Origin of the sequence: Roseburia sp. OF03-24 (genome assembly GCF_003463035.1) — a bacterium.
GTDB classification, from domain to species: domain Bacteria; phylum Bacillota; class Clostridia; order Lachnospirales; family Lachnospiraceae; genus Roseburia; species Roseburia rectibacter.
Genome location: NZ_QSCK01000009.1, coordinates 74,729 through 96,374, shown reverse-complemented (window position 1 = coordinate 96,374; position 21,646 = coordinate 74,729). Strand labels below are relative to the sequence as shown.

General features: G+C 37.8%; 14 protein-coding genes. All 14 read right to left on the bottom strand.

All coding sequences use genetic code 11. The features are described 5' to 3' along the window. Positions 1-3: 3 nt before the first annotated feature. Positions 4-1,275 (bottom strand): DegT/DnrJ/EryC1/StrS family aminotransferase, encoded by a 1,272-nt coding sequence (locus DXA60_RS06240; RefSeq protein ID WP_117920453.1) that lies wholly within the window; start codon positions 1,273-1,275, stop codon positions 4-6. Between the two features lie 28 nt (positions 1,276-1,303). Next, on the bottom strand, positions 1,304-3,169 hold the full coding sequence (locus DXA60_RS06235) for a polysaccharide biosynthesis protein (protein ID WP_117920451.1): 1,866 nt from the start codon (positions 3,167-3,169) through the stop codon (positions 1,304-1,306). 90 nt (positions 3,170-3,259) lie between these two features. After that, on the bottom strand, positions 3,260-5,188 hold the full coding sequence (locus DXA60_RS06230) for a hypothetical protein (protein WP_117920449.1): 1,929 nt from the start codon (positions 5,186-5,188) through the stop codon (positions 3,260-3,262). Next, positions 5,185-7,182, bottom strand: coding sequence for an O-antigen ligase family protein (locus DXA60_RS06225; protein WP_117920448.1), 1,998 nt, complete (start codon positions 7,180-7,182; stop codon positions 5,185-5,187). Before DXA60_RS06225 ends, DXA60_RS06230 begins: the two co-directional genes overlap by 4 nt. 8 nt (positions 7,183-7,190) lie before the next feature. Then, positions 7,191-7,718, bottom strand: a complete 528-nt coding sequence (locus DXA60_RS06220; RefSeq protein WP_117920446.1) for a KdsC family phosphatase — start codon at positions 7,716-7,718, stop codon at positions 7,191-7,193. Continuing rightward, on the bottom strand, positions 7,708-9,948 hold the full coding sequence (locus DXA60_RS06215) for a 6-hydroxymethylpterin diphosphokinase MptE-like protein (RefSeq protein WP_117920444.1): 2,241 nt from the start codon (positions 9,946-9,948) through the stop codon (positions 7,708-7,710). Before DXA60_RS06215 ends, DXA60_RS06220 begins: the two co-directional genes overlap by 11 nt. Before the next feature lie 99 nt (positions 9,949-10,047). Further along, positions 10,048-11,628: an aldolase catalytic domain-containing protein gene (locus DXA60_RS06210; protein ID WP_117920442.1), complete on the bottom strand. Its 1,581-nt coding sequence runs from the start codon at positions 11,626-11,628 to the stop codon at positions 10,048-10,050. A 29-nt stretch (positions 11,629-11,657) separates the two neighbouring features. Continuing rightward, entirely contained in the window at positions 11,658-12,311 is a 654-nt protein-coding gene (locus DXA60_RS06205) for an acylneuraminate cytidylyltransferase family protein (protein WP_117920508.1), read from the bottom strand. 19 nt (positions 12,312-12,330) lie between these two features. After that, on the bottom strand, positions 12,331-13,059 hold the full coding sequence (locus DXA60_RS06200) for an ABC transporter ATP-binding protein (protein ID WP_117920440.1): 729 nt from the start codon (positions 13,057-13,059) through the stop codon (positions 12,331-12,333). After that, positions 13,059-13,841: an ABC transporter permease gene (locus DXA60_RS06195; protein WP_117920438.1), complete on the bottom strand. Its 783-nt coding sequence runs from the start codon at positions 13,839-13,841 to the stop codon at positions 13,059-13,061. The genes DXA60_RS06200 and DXA60_RS06195 overlap by 1 nt, the downstream gene beginning before the upstream one ends. Positions 13,842-13,899: 58 nt before the next feature. Next, on the bottom strand, positions 13,900-14,730 hold the full coding sequence (locus DXA60_RS06190; protein WP_117920436.1) for a 6-hydroxymethylpterin diphosphokinase MptE-like protein: 831 nt from the start codon (positions 14,728-14,730) through the stop codon (positions 13,900-13,902). Between the two features lie 9 nt (positions 14,731-14,739). Next, a complete protein-coding gene (locus DXA60_RS06185) occupies positions 14,740-15,495 on the bottom strand; it encodes a glycosyltransferase family 2 protein (protein WP_117920434.1) in 756 nt (251 codons plus the stop codon). Positions 15,496-15,500: 5 nt separating this feature from the next. Further along, on the bottom strand, positions 15,501-16,880 hold the full coding sequence (locus DXA60_RS06180; protein ID WP_117920432.1) for an exopolysaccharide biosynthesis polyprenyl glycosylphosphotransferase: 1,380 nt from the start codon (positions 16,878-16,880) through the stop codon (positions 15,501-15,503). A gap of 226 nt (positions 16,881-17,106) precedes the next feature. After that, positions 17,107-21,525: an N-acetylmuramoyl-L-alanine amidase gene (locus DXA60_RS06175; RefSeq protein WP_117920430.1), complete on the bottom strand. Its 4,419-nt coding sequence runs from the start codon at positions 21,523-21,525 to the stop codon at positions 17,107-17,109. Between the last annotated feature and the right edge of the window lie 121 nt (positions 21,526-21,646).

Genomic DNA, 21,646 nt, shown 5'->3' with positions numbered 1-21,646 from the left:
CAACTACTCAAAACATCCCCTGATCACACGGATAATCGCATCCTGCTGCTCCGCTGTCATCTTATTATCGCTCGGCAGGCACAGTCCCCTGTGGAATATATCCATTCCGACATCAAGCGGTCTTCCATCTTTTCCAACAGCGCCGCCGCTGATATATGCGTTTGTCTTTGCCCTGCCGTCTCCCTCTCTGGTCACAAAACCATTCATGCGGTAGATCGGCTGCATATGCATTGGTTTCCAGATCGGTCTTCCCTCTGCGTTGATCGAAGCGATTGTGTCAAGGATCTCTGTCGGACAGCTTTTTCCATGCTCTGGAATGAAAAGCACTTCCTGCTCTCCTCTCACCTGCCTGCACATTGCATCCGGTTCAATAATCATGCAGCTCAGCCAGAAGTTTGGCACACTGTTTGCAGCATCAAACGGATTCATGGATACCGGCAGACCTTTCAGTCCTTCCCTGTATCTTTCATAGATCGCTTTCTTCTGTGCAATGTGCTCTTCCAAATAAGGGAACTGTCCTCTTACAACACCCGCGATTACGTTGCTCATTCTGTAATTATATCCCACTTCTTCGTGCTGATACCACGGTGCGTTTTCTCTCGCCTGCGTAGACCATTTTCTGACCTTGTTTGCATCTTCCTCAGAATCGGTAAGGAACATTCCACCGGAGGAACCTGTTATGATCTTGTTTCCATTAAAAGAGATCGCATTGAAATCTCCAAATGTTCCCGTCTGTTTTCCCTTATAAGATGCACCCAGTGATTCTGCCGCATCCTCAATGATTTTTGCACCATGTTTATCTGCAACTGCTTTCAGTTCATCGATCTTTCCAGGTGTACCATATAAATGCGCAGCCACGACCAGTTTGACATCCGGATATAGTTCAAATGCTTTCTCTAATGCCTTCGGATCCATGTTCCAGGTATCATACTCCGTATCAATAAATACCGGTACGCCGCCTTCGTATGTGATTGGGTTTACCGTAGCAGCAAATGTCATATCGGAGCAAAAAACTTTATCCCCCGGTTTTACCCCTGCGAGTTTTACAGCCATATGAAGTGCTGCGGTCCCTGCTGATAATGCCACCGCATATTTACAGCCAACTTTCTTAACGGCAAGGCTCTCAACTTCATTGATATTTTTTCCGACTGTAGACATCCAGTTCGTCTCATATGCTTCTGTCACATATTTCAGTTCATCCCCGTGCATTGTCGGTGACGACAGCCAGACCTTTTCTTCAAACGGTGTGATTGTTTTTGCTTCATTTCCTAACATGATACATGCCCTCTTTTTCTACATCTCATTATTTCTGCTGCATTGGTGTATAAGTCGGAACGATCTCCTGTACAACTCTGCGGATATCATCTGGCTCCTGCACCACATAATCTCTTAAATCATTCAGCTGCTGCATGAATTTTTCTTCATCCATCTGGATCGGCTTTCCGATGTGGATCAGTTTGTTATCCGTATCCTGCATTCCTTCTTCTGCCATCAGCATCTCTTCATACAGCTTTTCCCCCGGTCTTAAGCCTGTAAATTCGATCTTGATGTCATCATCCGGTTTGTGCCCGGACAACAGGATCAGGTTCCTTGCCAGATCTACGATCTTGACCGGTTCACCCATATCCAGAATAAAGATCTCTCCGCCTTTCGCATACGCGCCTGCCTGAAGTACTAAGGATACTGCCTCCGGAATCGTCATAAAATAACGGATAATATCAGGGTGCGTTACCGTTACCGGTCCGCCTGCCTCGATCTGTTTCTTGAATAACGGGATGACACTGCCGTTACTGCCTAATACATTACCAAAACGGACTGCCACAAATTCTGTGTCAGAATGTCTGTTATAAGTCTGAATGATCATCTCACAGATACGTTTGGTTGCCCCCATAATATTTGTAGGGTTAACTGCCTTATCCGTGGAGATCATGACAAAACGTTTTACTTTCCATTTATCAGCTGCCTGAACGACTTTCCAGGTACCAAGCACATTATTCTTGACCGCCTCATTCGGACTGTCTTCCATCAGCGGTACATGCTTATGTGCTGCTGCGTGATATACAATGTCCGGACGGTATTTTTCAAAAATCATATCCATACGTTTTGTATTTCGTACAGAGGCGATCAGAACAACCAGGTTCAGCTCCGGGTAATTTCTGCGCAGCTCATTCTGAATATCGTAAGTCGTATTCTCATAGATATCTACCAGCACCAGCTGCTTCGGATGATGGGATGCGATCTGTCTGCAAAGCTCACTTCCGATACTTCCACCGCCTCCGGTCACCATGATCACTTTATTTTCCACATAGCCAAGAATGGAATCAAGATCCACTTCGATTGGGTCTCTTCCCAGTAAGTCATTCACATCTACATCTTTTAACTTTGCAACACTCACATCTCCGTTGACAAGCTGATAGATTCCCGGAAGACGCTTCATTTCACAGCCGGTTTCCTTACAGATATCAAGAATCCCTTTGATCTCTTTCTGTGAAACTGCCGGCATCGCGATAATGATCTCATCTACCGCCAGTTCCTTTGCAAGGCGTGGGATCTCATAGCGGTTTCCCATGATCTTCACACCATGGATAAAACTTCCGATCTTATCCCGGTCATCATCGATCACACATACGACTTTTTTCTGGATATGACGGCTGTTACGAATCTCCTTGATCAGGACATTTCCCGCCGCGCCTGCTCCGACAACCATCACACGATGCATCTCTGCAGCATTTTCTCCACGGATATATCCGACAAGCCAGCGAAATGCCCGGTAAAAATAGCGGCTTGCAAAAATCAATATGATCAGATTCATGATAAATAACAGCCAGTAACTTCGCGGCATCCTTACATCAATAAATGCATAAAATGCGATCTGAAATCCACCGACAACACATCCTGCCAGCACAATGTTCATCAGCTCAACCGCACCCGCATAAGTCCATAAGCTCGAATACAGACGAAATGCGTAGAATACCAAAATTGTTACAATGATCATGATCCAGTTGTATCTGCGATATGGATTCAAAAACTGTTCCAGCACCTGTGACGGCTCTAATTCAAATCTCATCAAAAGTGCCAGATAGCCCGAAACACTGACTGCGGCTATATCATATATAACCAATAGCAGCTTTTTTAACAGTAATTGATTATCCCGAATTATTTTTCTCATTTCTGTAAGTTCCTTAGTTTATTTTTTAATACCTCTTCTTATCATACAATAACCGAACAAAAAAAACAATACATACAGTCTTTACGTCATTCAGCCTTCATTTGTTTCGACAAACCAAACACCTGGCAGAAAGAAAAAAAGAAACATCGCCGGTTGAGAATAAAACGCTCCCATATTCTGTACCCCATTTAACAAAATATAACATAATATTAAAAAGAATACGTACATCGGTAAATACCCTTCTCTCGTTTTTTTTATTCCTATTCTAAGAACTGGAATCTGATACATGATATACGGTATCAGCATAAATATACCATACCTATATGACATTCCTATATATTCATTGTATACCGGCGTTTTTTGTCTGGATGTTTTTCTGATTCCGTTTTTACCAAATGCTCCCCATCTTCTAATATAGGTTCTCCATATATTTTTGCGTGGTATCTCATTTTCCCTATAAACTGTTCCCTTTCGCCCCATCTCCTGCAACTGATATTTTACTGGTTCTGTATACTCATCCTCTATATTTGTAACATATACCTCATTTGCACACTCAACATCAAGATTTAATATAACAGGAATTGTTCGCAATGCCCCTTGCATAATCAAAACTGCTATCATAGCTATTGCCATTCCCCGAACCATTTCCAATAAATTGTACAGATCTTTTCGCTTTATTTTTCTATATATTATGATAAAAAACCAGCAAACCATCACGCCTGCTGTTACAATCTGGCAAAACACTTCTTTTGACAGAAATACTAAACAGACTGACAAAAAAACTCCGCTGATATTTCTTATATAATTTTTATTTTCTCCATACACTGATGCTAGAAATGTAATAGTCATTATGGTGCCATATATTGCGTTCTGTTCACAATCTGCAAACAAACCATTATATCCGATTCCATTAACTGTAGGACGAAATAGAATACAGAATGCCAATCCTATCCAAAATGTGATTTGCAGACTGCGTATCAGACAACTTAACATCTGGTTTGAATATTTCATCTGGTTCCATACAAAAATAAGAAATCCTATCGATAGAAATAAAATATAACCGGCAAATTTTATGTCTTTCGATACCACATAATCAGAAATAATCATAACCATGCCTATCATAATCCAGGTTTTTGCCTGCCATGAGTTCCACGTAATCCTTTTTAACGGTCTTTCCCATGATACGAATGCCAATAACAATATCAATAGTATATACAACAATATATAATACTTATATACAGTTTGTTCTGTTGACCAGCCAGTCATATTGCCAACTATCATAATTGTCCATAAACAGCAAAAAAGAAAAATTCGCATATCATTGGCCTGCGCTCTGCGAAGTCTGCCTCCCATCCGTGAACCAGCGTAATCCCCAAATACTTTAAAAAATGTTTGCAATATATATATCACGCCACAACAGCAATCATCTATATGTATTTCTCTTTTATATTTTTTTTCAAAAAAATTGAATATACCCAGGAATACAATCCCCACTATAAAACAAATGACAAATATTTTACCAAACCGACTTGCCGAAAACCCAAGTGCCGTAGTCCGAAGTTGCATAGATGAGATTTTAAAGGTACTACCCGCACGATCGATCAGGCATATTCCCATCCGGTACATCGGACATTCTCCAAGCAGCATAACTATATTTTCACCTTCGTTTAATACGATCGGTTGTTCTGACACTTTCTGATTATCAGAATTATAATAATAAATATAACCACTTAATTGTTCTATATTCAATTTTTCTATATTAATATATAAATAATTCCATGTTTCTTCCTGCTCATTCAGTAAATATTTATTTAGTGCCTTATTCTCCAGAATAACATAATCATTAGATTCTGCATTATAAATCCATGTCGAGGACGGTTTAATAAGATCTGCTTTTGGAAAATCATAAACTCTTCCCGCTTCCAGAAAATCCAACAAGTTATTAGTTCCACCAATATGAAGCATTGTCGCAGCAATTGATATCACGAAAACAATTAAAAATCTCCAAATTTTTCTCATTCTCCTGCCTCTTCTATCTCATCCATATTCTCTGCCTGTATCATGGTATAGCCAATCATCATGTAGAAAATAACCCATGGCATATAACGAAGCGGCTGCTCCATATTACCTAAAAAAGCACTCCCAAAATAAGATATACCTGTAAAAAGTATCATCAGCGCATAACTTCCTTTTGTCCTGCGCATTTTTATCATATAGCAAAATCCATACTTCAAAATGCCCAGGATCAAAAAAATATATGGCACTACGCTAAATATGCCATATCGATACGCTATTGTAATAAACATATTGTGAGCACCTATTTTTTTATCAACAGCCCCATCTATATCTGCATCGCCGTAGTGTCCCCACAGATTTAGTTCAGACAAATAATTCTGCCATATCCTTATGCGTCCACTACTATATACATCTAACTTTTCATATAACATTCTTTGTTCAAGTGTGGATGCATATACCGTTTCTCCCCTGTCAATCATTTGTTCTTCTGCTATATCTTTTTCTATACTTTGTCCGGGTAAATTTGCTGCTGTCCAACTACATACTGTGCTTATTGGCAGATATGCAATTCCAAAGATTACAACTGCTGTAAGGACATTTCTCCGGTACCTTTTATCCTTAAAATTTCCTATTGCTTTTACAAGAAAACTAATCGTCAATATTTCAAATACTAATTTAGATGCCCGGCAGTCACTCATTTCTATAAATGTTAAGGCTAAGATCAATTCCAATATATTGGCAAGAAATCTTTTATCTGTATTATATAGCCGTTCATCTAACACTGTATATTCTATGGCGCATATCATTGCCATAAATTCCCCTAACGTATTAGGGTTGTTTGTCATTCCTATATAGCCAAATCCCATATATTTTTCAAAAAAGAGACAATATACACATGAAACGATCAGTAAAATTCTTATCACAATATATAGTTCTTCTATTGCCTGAGTTGGATTTTTCATATTATTCCACGAAAAAAATACAAGGGTAAATATAACTAACATCCACATACCTGTATAAGCAAATTTTTTTTCTACAACAAAATCTGATATACACATTAATATACAAAAAATTCCCCAGGCATTGAGCATACGATTATTACCCGATATTATACGCATTCTGCATTTTGCATTTGTCATTGACCATAATATCAACAGGAGTAACTGTACTGTAATATAATACTTGTAATAATCTTTCTGCAGGTAATCACCATACTTTGTTGTAATTAATAAATTACTAAACAATGTAAGCAAACATATTTTTCTTAAAATCGACCGACTTTTTTCTGATATCTTACCTGTTTTTTTCCTGACCATTTGAAACAACTCTAAATATATCTGCTGTATCATTTCCATATACGGTATTTTTTTCAGCTGTATTTTTTTATATTTGCAGTAAAAATCTATCCCTGCAAATAAAGCCAGGAATATAATGAAAAATACAGCTGACTCACTCAATACAGTCCCGCCAGAAACATATTTTATATTCTCACGCAATTGTATTTTGTATAGGTTAAACTCTATTCCGGCTTCGTTTTTAAATACAAATGTAATTTTGTTTATTTTATCCCCACAAACAGCAACTGCATTTTCCCCTTCTGTAATTTTCATAGCACTATGATATACCAATGCTTCCTGTTCATCATATATCATCAATTCTGCATCCAGTTTGTCTGCAGGTATATTTTCTGTATAAAAATACAAGTACCTCCATTCAATGGAGGTATTGCTGTTGGTAAATGATATAGTTGCGTATTCTTCATTAATTTTAAGGAAATAATCATTATACTGATATGTAATCCCTGCCGCCTCATTCTTTCTGAGTCCCAGTTCATACACATCTCCTGTATCAAAGAACTTATTAAGATTCCAGTTTTCACTACTATGCATTGCCCCAACCATATAGCCTAAGATCATACAAATCAGAACAACAATACACCCATTCGATACTATATGTTTGTTTTTTCTTCGATTTTCTACTGTCTTTATATCATTCATCTTTCATCCTACTGATGCAAACCATATAAATCTTCCAAAACCTGTTCTAACTTTCCCTGCTCTTTTAAAATAAGTTCTGCCAGTTCCCTGATTGCCCCATGTCCTCCCGAATGTCTGAGTACTACATCACACTTCTCTTTTACCATGTCTGCTGAATCTGCCGGGCATACTGCCAACCCTGCATTTAGCAATGCAGGAAGATCATTCAAATCATCCCCGATATATGCTATATTCTCAAGTTTAACACAACATTCATCTGCAAGATGCTGCAATGCCTCATCTTTTTTAGAAATACCCTGCATTACTTTTGTTATTTTTAATTCATCAGCTCTCTTTTGTACAATTTGCGATGTTCTTCCGGTAATAATCGAAGTAATGATGCCACTCCGATTTAAGAGGCTGATTCCAAGGCCATCCTTCACATCAAATGCTTTCATCATTTCTCCGTCTTTGCCTATATAAATAGCTCCGTCTGTCAAAGTACCGTCCACGTCCATAGCTATTACTTTAATGTTCTTTATTCTCTTATCTGACATTCTTATTACCAACTACCTCATCCAAATTTTTTCTTTCATAAACTTCAAGCATTCCGCCTCGCGTTGCATTATAAATATGAATATCCTTTTTATCTGCATATTCCCGTAATACTTTATATGAAAACGTGCTTTGATCAAAATAATATGCTGCAACCTGCTCAGCTGTTAAAGTAGGATCATTTAATCTTTTTCTAACACGTTCAATATCTTTTTGTATCAATTCCGGATTTACATATCCTTTTGCGCAGTGTCCACCTGCTGCAAGACTTGATGTACAATCTACACCTATCAGATATATTTCTTTAAATCCCATATACATAGCCAGCTCAATCATAAATGTCATAACGGTTGCACCGGATGGCACATAATATGCTTCAAAATTGTCACTTACCCTGTAAGGTTTTTCACCTAAATTACGCGCAAAAATTAGGTGCTTTGGTAAAACCTTCATCAAATCTCTTGTATTGATATTTGTAAATAATGGACATGTTACATTTTCTGCTAATTCTTCTGAACTATACTTAGCTATTAGTGCATCTATCATACAAAAATATGTTGGTCTCCACGTTGTATCTGGAAACATTTTATACACACGGTTGCATCCAAAAGTCACTTCATTCTGGATCAATTCGAGATCATGAGTATTTAAAGATGGACCATTTCCTACCAAAAAGCATCGTTCTCCCTGATGCTTATTCTTGTAAGTATATAATTCTTTGGCATTTGCACTAAAATTTATCCCTTTGCCTCTGAAATAGCCTGTAAACGTGTAGTAAACATACAATAATTTCAAATCTGCATTTTTTAACAGTTCTTTTGTACCTATTATTAATTTTTTTCTCGCTGCTTTCAGTCTGTAGTTAAACTGATTTACTTTTTTCAATCTTGAAAAAAGCGCAGGTTTACTTCTTAAATATGCTTTGAGTGCAGAATCCGTACTTCCAAGTGTCGGATCAACAAACTGTTCTATTATATTCTTTCTGACAGGTTGTATATTTGGATAAACTATATCTGCAATTCCTTTCGGTACAGATGTCTGGTTTTCATTTAATGCACTAGCCAGATCAGTTTCATCATACAGCCTAAATGCAGGATACTGATTTTGTATCATTCTAAACGCCTGTTGTTCAATTCCCTCCTCTGTCAATTTCGTGCCTGTAATGCAAAGTACATTTTTTCCAAGTTTTTCTGCTTCTAGTGCTTCATTACACTTATCTGTTATTATGATATCTGACAGTTGAAACAATTCACCCCTTGTAATCTGTGCAGGACAAAGTAAATATGGCAGTGATTCAAAAATCTCATCGTAACATTCCTCTGTATTCTCAATGTTCGTTTCTGCCTCCTGTTCAACTACACTGTCAATCTCCTCCTGCCGGTCTATCTGATAACCTTCACCATTTAAATTCAAAACTACCTGTGGTTTTTTTCGGATCAAAAATACAATATCATGCTCATATTTACTTTTGATTTCATCAAGAAATTGTGGTGTCACTTTAAATTTTTCAGACAATGACAGCAGTACTTTTTTTCTTTCTTCTGGTATGTCAAAATTCCGGTATTTTCTTTCTCCCGGTTGAACATTCATCATGTCCATCATGTACAAGGATTCTTCTATAATTTTGACATCGTGCTTTCCATATTCACCGCAGATCTTTTTTATCTGCTCCTGCATAACAGGGTTGGATGCAAACATATATTTTGCATACTTAAATACCTTCTTAGTTTTTATCCATTCGTCCCCGGCTTCTTTCAGGTACAATGCACTCCCATAATACTCTTCGGGATCAAATATCAGAATCTGTTTTTCTCTTATTTTCTCGTATTCTCTCAGATCCTGATTTAAAATAAGATAATGTGCCTTTTCAAAAATTCTGACTCCTTTTTTAGTCCCGACAGAATACGCTCTGGTTCTATCATTGTCGTTCAGAAATTTAAAATCATTTTTATTATTTACCAGCCAGACAAACTTAAAGTTCTGGTACGCAGGATCTGTAAGCATATACTCATATATCAACTTTGGAGTTCCCGAATATCTTCTACCTGACTGAGCCCGAAACAGTACCAGATTTTCATCAATACTCTCAAAATATGCAAATCGAATTCCCCACCATTTCTTTCTTAACATGAGCAATTGTCTGTATCCGGGAATATATTTCTTCAGAAATTTTCTTATTTTCTTTTTTCCACGTCTTATTTTTCTCTTTGCTTTATTATATTGTCTAATCATTTTTCCTCTTTGCAAAAAGACTCCTTAAAAAATCTAGCCATCACCAATCACTTGTAATAATGCACATAACTTAAAAGGAGTCTTTTTATTATCATTAATTTAGTTATAAATTGTTTTGGTAAGATAGGTTACTTTTACAGTTTCTCTTACTGAATTCACAAATTTTCCAAAAAATGCGTTTCGATTTTTTGCCTGTTCTTCTGTTACCGGATGACGTAAACTTGGATCAAAATAATTCTGATTAATATTAACAGAAAATCCATCAAATCCTGCTAACAAAATCTCTGAAACATTACATTCTTTTAACAGATTCATTGCAATTACGCCTGAAGAATCATGCGTACTTTCATCTACTATAATCCATCTTTTGTAATCAAGAATTTTAACTGTACCTCTTCCACCTTTAGAAATATTAGATGTAACAATAACATTCTTTCCCGTCTTTACTGCTTCATCATAAGCTTCTGTTCTGGTGGTCAAAACAAAATCTGTGTCAAATTCAAAATTATTTAAACTTATCGTACAAACATCCGTATTATCCACATACTTTTGAATTTCGTCCTTTGCATCCAGTATGCTCTTACCTGGAGCAATAAGAAGTACCTTTTTTCCTTCTAATGCCGCTTTCAATTCCTTAACTACCGCAGTATCATTAATTGATTTTCTCTCGTTATACTGACGATATAATTCCTCCGCATATTCTTTGTCAAATGAAATTTTCTTTGTTTCATCAATCATTCCTAATAATTCTGCCACCTGATCTACCGGAAGCATATGTTTATTATAAAAATGTCCTGCATAACTTGGTGTACAACCATTTGCAGCTGACAAATAATATTCTACAGCATATCCCCAATAATTTTCAGAGTGAAGCTGATTGATAACTTTATCTATTACTTCTAGCAATGGTGCAATACTGTATTTTTTACCATAATATAAATTCAGATGTTCTAACAAAAGTTCTGTATTTAAATTTCCAGCACCTTTTCCCATTCCCATAATGGATGAATCAAGCATAATGTTTCGATTGGTAGGGAACCTCAAGAGTTCAACTGCATTTGAATATGACATCTGTAAATTGTTATGTGAGTGGAAACCAACTGTCATGCTTGGAATTAAGTTGTGATCCACCAAATTAATAACACGTTTCATGTCATTCGGACGCATTTCACCAAAACTATCAACAATATAAAATCCCGATGCATCTGGCAATTCTTTATTTACCATTTCAATTAACTCAATTAATTCTGCATCTGTATAACGCAATGTAATCATAGGCTGAATAAAAAATTCATACCCTTTTTCCATAATGGTCTTGCCTACAGAAACAATGTCACGACAATTTTTTTTATGGAATGCCACACGTAATCCATCAATTCCATCTGGTGTTCTTGGTTGTAAATTATTCGGGTCAAACTTACCATAATCCATCATGGCAACATATTTTACCCCGTCTTTTTTCTCTTTTAGAATACACTTGGTAATAACCTGTTCATTAATGTATTGGGTTCTTCCCTGCTCACTACCATTTTTTTCATCAATATAGCCAAGCTCGATATACTCTACTCCAGAAGCCTCTTGCGCAGCAAGAATTTTCTCCATATATTCCTGTCCAAAATTAAAATTATTGACACATCCTCCATCTCTGAGCGTTACATCTAACACACTTAATTTGTTCATTTATCATCCTCCAATAATCTGTTTCTCTTTTATAATTCTACAGGTAACATTGCAATTGCCAGATCAAAATCCTCTGGATTATTAATATCCACAGCTTCTTTAAAAGAAACTTCCTTAATATAAGGATTTTTTCCTATTCTGCGATGGTATTTTTCAAAAACTTCTTTTGTATATACATAAACTCCTGATGTCTCTCTATATATCGGTTTTAAATCCTGACTTCTTGGCACATTGGTCGCATCAAAATTAAGTGGCTCTCCATCCTGCCATAAATAATCCTGAATTTTAGATGCACAAAATGCAGAATCGTATTTGCCGGATAATACTGCATTCATGCATTCCACCATAGTCTCTTTTGTAATAAATGGTGCAGTGGCATGTGCATATACATAAATATCTGCATCTACTTCTTTTGAAAATGCCTCAAAAATCTGTGAGAAATTAGAGGTTGGCAAATCCAATGTTTCAGAACGTTTCACAAAGTTCACACCCTGTGGCAAATATTGACAAACCTCTTCATTACTACAATAAACATTTATACTATCAAGCATTCCTGTTGCTAACAGATTATCTAATTCATACTGAATTAACGGCTTATCCCCCAGCATTTTTGTATTTTTTCCAGGCAGTCTTTCATTTTTTAACTTAATAGGCATAATTGCTACAATTTTTTTCTTATCCATTTTTTCCTCCTTGGTCTGGTTAAGACATAAACTCTTCATATAACGGCAGTACTTCATCAACAGATCCCTGCATTTTTATATTACCATCATGTAACCATAATACAGTATTACATAATTTTCTTATAGTATCTGAGCTGTGAGAAACTATAATAACAGTTCGTTTCGAATCTGTTATCAGCTCTTTCATTTTTTTATAACTTTTTTTCTTAAATTTTGCATCTCCAACGCTCAATACCTCATCAATTAACATTATTTCTGTTTCCAAAACAGCCGTAATTGAAAAAGCCAGCTTAGAGTACATACCACTTGAATAAGTTTTTACCGGTTTATCAATAAAATCACCTAACTCTGAGAATTCTATAATCTCGTCCATTTTTTCCCGGACCTGCTTTTCTGAAAATCCCAACAGCATTCCAGAAAGTATAATATTTTCACGTCCGGTCAATTTTTTCTGAAATCCCACTCCAATAGAAAGCAGTGAAACGGTATGCCCATGTAAATCAATTGTACCCTCATCAGGAGAAAAAATTCCTGCCATTGCGCGCAGAAGTGTTGATTTTCCACTTCCATTTTTGCCAATGATGCCCATTATTTCTCCTTCTTGCACATCAAACGATATACCGTGTATAGCTTCAAACGTTTCTACCTTGCTTTTTTTTAATTTAAACAGACTTTTCCGAATAGATAATTTATTTACACATCTATAACGTATTTTTAAATTCTTTACTTCAATCGCATTTTTTACCACTAAATCACCTTCACATAATTGTTTTCATTTTTATAAATCAATCGTACCCCTATAGCAGATAATGTCAGACCAATAATCCCCCAAATTCCAATCATAACAAAATCCGGATTTTTTTTATAGATCATACAATTACGCAATCCATCCATTATCATTGCAATTGGATTACATTTCAGCAAAATGATTTCGAGCACCCCATCTATTCTGTTAGCAATAGAATAAAATATACCCGACAAATAAAATACCAACCTCAAAAATGCATTTATGACATTGAATAAATCCTCTACAAAAACACCACAATGTAACATAATTGTACTAATACCAAATGTCACTACTATAAGAACTGCAAAAAGTGGTATAACATAAATAATTCTATAAGATATTGGCACCCAATATAATATCATCATTCCAACAACTAATCCATAGGATATCATCATTTTAAAGCCATTTATCAGCATTTGGATATAAATAAGAATATACTTTGGCAGATATACTTTAGAAACAACAGCACTGTTTCCTGAAACTAACTTTACACTCTGCTTTATTGTTTTTGAAAAAAAATCCCAGCTTGAAAGTCCAATAAAAATAAATGCTGCCAAATATTTTTCACTTTTATCAAACACTATTATACTTACAAAAGAATATACTAACATAAAAAGCAACGGATCTAAAATCCACCAAAGCCAGCTTAATCTTGAACTTGCTACTTCAGATTTTAATTCTGATATTGCAGCTCTCTTTGCATACTCCCAATATTTGCATGTATCATCAAAAAACCTTTTCAATTTTTTCCTCCCGCTTATATAAGTACCTCTTGCATATTATTAATTTTTCTGTAAAATGTCAACCTTTTTGTAAAATGTCATTAAAATCCGCCCTTTCAAACACTTCTAATGCTCCTCCACGGGTTAAGTTTTTTATAATAATCTCATGTTGATCACAATACTTTTTGGCTGACCTGTATGCTGCAGTACTAGTCTGTACATTTTGCACATTATAGTTTTTAGATGGTTCATCATCAAAATAATCTTTTACCTTCATATCCACCTTTATTGCACCGGATTCTTCCCTGCTTCTTGCGTATTTATGATCGACTCCAAGTAGATATATTTCCTTAAATCCCATATATATCGCAAATTGAATCGCATTAAATGTCACAGTTTCTCCTGCCACGAAGAATTTCGACACATCCTCACTTACATTTATTCCCTTAACTCGTTTATACTGATTTACTAAATATGGATAATAGTTATTAATGTATTTTATTTTTTTATTTTTCTCATGTAATTTATATTTTTTACACTCCAAAGTAAGGAAAATATTAGGAAGATCTAAACCACAGATTGTATCTTTCATGTCCTTAAATACAGACGAATCTACACACATATAATATTCCGGTCTCCATTCTGTCTTTGAAAATGCATTACAAATACGATTTGCTGCAAAGCAATGTTCTCCTTTTAACTTATCCAGATCCTCCATAGTAAGACTTGGTCCATTTCCAATAATAAAGCAGCGTTCTCCCTGATGTATATTTTTATATGCTCTTATTTTCCTTGCATCTGAAGAAAAACGATAAAATATTTTCCGGAAGAAACGTATCATATTTACTACAGGGAAAGCAGCCACTCGAATCATTTTGTTTTGCTTTATTATATAAATCACATTTTCCATCACACTCTCCTATAATCTCCTCACAACTGCTGCCCAGGTATTCACACACACATAATATGCTGCTTTGAAGAACGAAAACTTCTCCACATTACGGTACAGTTTCCATTTTCCCCATACTGCATCTAATTTATTTCCCGAATAAGCACCCTTGTGACGGCAGTATATGGTAAGAATTTCATCAAGACCATAAGCCGTAATACCCGTTTTCATGATCTGCATCCACGTGGCTGCATCTTCCAGCCTGACCTTCTCCGGCATGTAGATGAGTGCCGTATCGACCTGATTACGGTCTAACACTGCTGTACTCGGTGCGATCGTTGAACTTTTTAAGATCTCTTCGTAGCCGACTCTCTCCGGCGCATGTGCAACCGTTCCGCTGCGGACGGCATTTGCATCCGCAAATTCATAGCTGGTAAAGCTGAACGGGTAATTTCCTTTTTTCATAAATGAAATCTGCTTTTCTAGCTTTTGCGGCAGCCAGAAATCATCTGCATCCAGAAAAGCGATATATTGTCCCGTTGCGTGATGCAGCGCAAGGTTTCTTGCGCCTGCCGGTCCTGAATTTTTTTCACAGTAAAAACAATGGATTCTCTCGTCCGTATAACTGCTCATGATATCTCTGCTCTGATCTGTTGAGCAGTCGTCTGCCAGCAGTAATTCCCAGTTTTCATAAGTCTGTGCCAGAATACTGTCAACTGTCCTGTTCAAAAAGTTTTCTGCATTGTAAACAGGAACAATAATACTGACTTTTCCCTCAATATACATCTGTCTCACACCTGCTTCTTATCGTTGTCTGCACTTTCATTTCGCAGTGCATTACTTTGATACTCATCTACACCTTCTGTCTTGTCCTTTTTAAAGAGGATTTTTACTGTCAGAAGGATCAGCTTTAAATCAAGCCAAAGCGAATAGTTCTCGATATACTTAATATCCAGACGTACCTTATCATAAGGTGTTGTACTGTATTTTCCATACACCTGGGCATATCCTGTCAGTCCGGCTTTAACTTTGGTACGGAGTGCAAATTCCGGAACAACCTCAACGTATTTATCTACCACTGTTTTCCATTCAGGTCTTGGACCAACCAGAGACATCTCGCCTTTTAAAATATTAAATAACTGGGGAAGCTCGTCCACATGAGCGGCACGGATCACTTTTCCGACCGGTGTCACTCTTGCATCACCTTTTTTGGTGATCTTACTGTCTGCATCATGAACAGACATACTGCGGAATTTTAATACCATAAATACTTCATTGTCCCTGGTGTATCTCGGCTGTTTAAAAAACACCGGGCCACCATCATATAATTTAATACATACTGCTATGATCAACATAAGTGGGGACGAAATGATAATTCCAATCAGAGAAAACACAATATCTTCAATCCTTTTAAAGAATCTCTGATCGATCGTAAGTCCCTCATTGCGAAGCAGCAGTAACGGTGAATCAAACAGATGAATATCGTCTGCCGCACTAAGAAGAATATCTGAGATTTTAGGTGTCACATAAGTACGGATGGATTCCTGATAACAGTACTTCATGATCTGGTTTCTCGCCTCAGCAGGCAGATCACACAAGACCACGGCCTCGTATTCCTTTGCCATCGTATATAATTTCACATATCCGATCTTGTAGCTTACGGACATACAGATATTATACTTATCTTTTCTTGAATTAATCTTCGCGATCAGATCATCCGGCGGATAATTGCCATAGATGACTAACATTCTTCTTGGAGGATAAAGCTTCTGATATAAATTCCTTACCAGCATCGTCCAGATGATACTGAATATGATCTCGATCACTGACATACACACCAGTGGATACACCGATACATAGCTTCGCACTGCCAGAACGACAATAAAATATTCCACAACTGCACTCATGATGATTGCTAATGCATGTGAACTGAATATATCGGAAGCCTCAAGGTAACCAATATGAAATCCGCCCAGACTCTGCGTAAAGAAAAATGCCAGCAAAACATACAGTCCGATAACTCCCCAGTGACCACGTTCTCCAAATTTATTGGTCATCAATGGATTATAGTAAACGAACCAGACGTATGAAAAACACATCATCTCAAAAAGAATCATGATTAAGTTCGCGCAATAATTCAATAAATGTTTATAGCCTTTTCTTTTTTTCATAGCTTCTCTTTTCAATCTTTGTTTACGTCAGCAGAACTGATTTTAAAGCATCAGACCTGTTATATATATACCGGCGTATTATACCAAAATCAGCCGTTCTTTGCAAGTTTTCCCGCCATAGAATGACTGATTCAATGACGGACATTCTGTAACAGCTCAAAAGGCTGCAAAAAATGTTTGTACCATTTCTCACAGCCTCTTATGTTTTTACTGCCCTTTATTCAGTTTATAAACTATCCATGATCCGAAGCAGCTTCGTACCATAATCCGCATCTGCTGCCCAGCCTTTTCCATATGGATTCTGCGGAATCGCAAGCCACTCCACGTATCTGGCTGTTCCACGCGATACATACTGGAAACGCTTATCCACACATGCATTGTTTAATCCATCTGTACTTGCGTATGCTTTTAAGTGCTGTACCTGCGCACGGAGTCCGGTTCTTACATCTGCAAAAGTCTCACCTGCTGCACCGCCACCGACTGCACCGAGTCCTCCAAAGTTACACTGACTCGGCTGCACATCTCCGCCGAATTGTAATCCTCCGGTCTCTAACATAACCTGCGCAAATAATACATCTGCTCTTACACCCTCGGCTTCTGCCTCTTCTTTTAAGATCTTAAAGAATGCCTCCGCAGAATCTGCTCCCTTATCACGGTAAGTATCTGCCGGGAAGGTATAACGTTTATTATAGTAAGATACCATCTGGTCGACTGTCACACTGCTTGTACCCATGATCTCATGCGCTGCAGCTTTTGCTTTTACCGCTGACCATGGTCCGTACATACGGATTCCGTTGCTTAAATCTTTGTATGCTCTTACTTTATAGTAATATGTCGTTCCCTGTACCAGATTACTGTGTGTAAAGGATGTTGCATCAGAAGTCTGTAATGTGGTATAAGTTCCTTTTTCGCTGACCGCACCGGCAAGTTCATAGCCACTTGCATTTGCAACACTGTTCCATGAGATATTTAATACATTATTATCTCCGAGTGTGATAGAAGAAATACTTCCCTGTTTTAAGACTGCAACCTCTGTTACCTTACTATAACTTCCTCTGCCTGCACTGCCTTTGATCTTATAAGTTGCTGCAATTTTATAGTAATACGTATTGCCGCTCTTTACGCCCTTATCCGTGTAAGTCAGTGTAGATTCGGATGAAATTGAAGCGATCTTTTCAAATCCACTGTTTGACTTGTCGCTCCGGTAAATATCATACCCCTGTGCTTTTGAAACTTTCTTCCAGCCAAGTGTGACCTGATTTTTGCTGTCACTTGTGATCTGGGAGAATACCACCTGTTTGATCGTCCATGCCTTCTGTGCTTTTGAGAAAGATGCCACACCGTTTTTAGCACTGTTGCTCTTATATGCACGAACCTGATAATAGTAAGTTTTTCCGGCTTCTAATGTTTTATCCTCATATTTTTTCGTATTTTTACCTTTGACCTGTCCGGTCTTTTTATAACCACTGTCTTTTGACGTACTCCGGTAAATCTGATAACCGGATGCACCATCCACAGCTTTCCATTCCAGTCTTACGGAAGTACTTCCGGTTGCCTTGACTGCTGTAATGGATGTAGTTTTTAATGTCTTTGCTGACACAACTGCGGAATCACCGCTGTATCCTTTTTTGCCATTTACCTTGTTGATCGTCTCTACCTTATAATAGTAGGTCTTTGCAGTTTTTACATTTTTATCCTGATAGGTCGTATTATTTTTTCCTTTTAAAGTGGCAACCACTTTATAAGTACCATTCTTTGACGTACTGCGTTTGATCCGGTAGCCGTAGGCACCGCTCACTGCTCCCCATTTTACTTCAATCTGATTACTTCCATTTGAAACAGCATACTTGATCTTCGCTTTTTTCGCTGTTCTTCCTTCCATGGACGCTGAATCACCGCTATAACAGATATTGTCTCCTGTCTTTACCATCGTTTCAACCGTATAATAATAGGTCTTTCCTGCTTTTACACTGGTGTCTTTGTAGCTGGTCGTGTTTCCGGATTTAATCGTCTTAACAACTTTGTAAGTACCATCTTCATCGGTACTTCGTTTGATACGATAACCATAAGCTCCTGTGATCTTATTCCACTTGATCGTCAGTGTTTTTTCATTTGTGGAAACGATTGATGTGATCTTTGTACGTTTTGCAGTTTTTCCTGCCACCGCGTCTGATGCACCGCCGTATCCTTTTGTACCGCTGTTGACATTATATGCTTCGACCTTATAGTAATAGGTCTTTCCTGCTTTTACAGTATCATCTGTGTAGGATGTTTTTCCTGTTACTGTATCAATCTTCTTATAACCGCTGTTCTTGCTTGTGCTACGGGAAATGGTATATCCCTTTGCACCACTTACCTTTTTCCAGGAAATTTTTAACATATCCTCATTAGAAGATGTAATTCCTGTAATTTTTGCTTTTGCAAGTGTCTTTGCTGATTTCGTGGAGGAATATGCACCGACACCCTGTTTACCATTATTTGTGTTATATGCCTGTATTTTATAAGTATATGTTTTGTTATTGGATTTCACAGTATCTGTGTATGTCAGAGTCTTTCCTGAAGTCACTTTACCGATCTGATTATACTTTCCATCCTCACTGTCTTTGCGATAAATGAGATATCCTTCTGCCTGCGAAACTTTTTTCCAGGTTAAAGTGACCTTCTTTCCACTCTTTGCCTTGATTTTCGTAAAGTTTGTCTTTGCTAATGCCACACCAGAGATGGATTTGGAGTATTCTCCCGTAGTTCCGTCATTAAATACCGGACGAACCAAATAGTAATATCTTGTTCCCAATTCTACGGTATCATCGATAAAAGATGTCGCATCAGATACTTCATCGATCTTTTCATAATCATAGGCATCTTTAGTATCACGCCAGATCTCATAATAATCAACATTATCAAGTCCGCTCCATTTGATTTTCAGACTTCCATCCGCTCTTGACTGCGTATAGGTACAGGTAACTGTCTGAGCACCTTTTGTCAGACCGAAATATTCTGCGATCGCAGTAGCATCTGCAACCCCGAGTGCCTTTAATTTTTCATCTGAACTTAAATATGTATAATAATCATTTGCATTGTCCAAAAAGGCATGCTCGATGATCAGTCCAGGAATGCCATTATTTTTACAACGGCGGATCAGTCCGTAATAGTCTGCCGCAGATCCATCCGGATATTTGTCATAAGAAGCATTCCGAATCTTTGTGCCACGATAATTTAATCCAAGTGCTGCCAATTTGTCACATATTTTCTTTGCAAGTGCCTGTCCGTTGCTTCCCACCTGCGCATTATAGTTGCTGTTCGGATAATAAACTTCCACACCTCTCGCTGTTCCGTTTGCAGTATTTAAATGGAAACTTACTAACACATTTGCTCCCACATTCTTTGCAAGGTTTGCACGGGCATCCAGACATGCAATATAATCTCCGCCGCCTGCCGGACAGCTTGCACTCTCTCTTGTCATATAAACAGTAATACCATTATAGGTAGATAATTCTTCTTTACAGTATGTGGCGATCTTAAGTGTCAGATCCGCTTCCTGTACTCCAAAACCGGGTGCTCCTGCATGGGTGCCATCATGTCCCGGATCGAGTACGACTTTCACATTACTGTTCGCACCTTTTAAGTTATCTGCAACACTGGCGACAGCATCTGAGATTCCCTGCTCCAGCACATTTTCCACAGTGTTTTCGGAAATAACTTCTCCATCTGCGCTCATAGTAACAACATCAGCATCCACATCCGCATAGGCATCTTCATCATAAAGTACCTGATCCGGGTTCGTCTCTGCCTGTTCATTGACACCAAATCTTACATCCATGCCAAGGTCTGATAGCAGGATTTCCTGTTTTGTTTTCTCCTGTGTAAACTGCACGGAAGTGATCTGATACTCTCCTGCCTGTCCATTTTCTGAAAAATCCATGGTAAACCGGATCATATCCTCTTCTATTCCTGCAGCTTTTGTCTGATATGCTTTTCCGGTGGTCAGATTCTTATAATTTAAGACGATATCCGAAAGCTGCTCATAGCCTGTTCCAAGACTTAAGACCACATTCTGCGTTCCCGGTGTCTCAACGTACGGTGACTCTACCATCATGTAGTTAAGTTCTGCTGCCTGGACAGTCTCTGTCTCCGCAGTCTCCGTTTCGGTCGGCTCTTCTGTCTCTGTTTCAGTTGTTTCCGTTTCGGTTGACTCCTCTGTCTCCGTTTCAGCTGTTTCCGTCTCGGTGCTCTCTGTTTCCGTAGTTTCTGTTTCGATTGTTTCTGTCTCTGCCGGTTTCTCTGTTTCCGTAGTTTCTGTTTCGATTGTTTCTGTCTCTGCCGGTTTCTCTGTTTCCGAAGTTTCTGTCTCTGCCGGCTCTTCTGTCTCAATCGTCTCTGTTTCGATTGTTACCGTCTCGGTCGTTTCTTCTGTCTCTGCTGTTTCTTCCGTTTCAGCTGCTTCTTCTGTCTCTGCCATCTCCGTTCCGGTCAGCTCTTCTGCTGCATTCCCAGCGTTTTCTGTCTGGGCTGATTTCTCTGCCGGTGATGTTTTCTGCGTGCTTTCTGTCTGAACTGCACTGTCTTCTGCTGCACGTACATCTGCAGGCAGTGCTGTCATACTCACGCAGACTGCCATGATTACTGCTAAAATCCTTTTTTTCATTTTCCTGTTATCCTCTTGTATATTTCCTGGTATTTGTGCATTTCACATCCACTGCTCATTCTATCATAAAACCCAACCTTTGAATATATCTTACCAGAATTTTCATAAAATCTTAAAAATA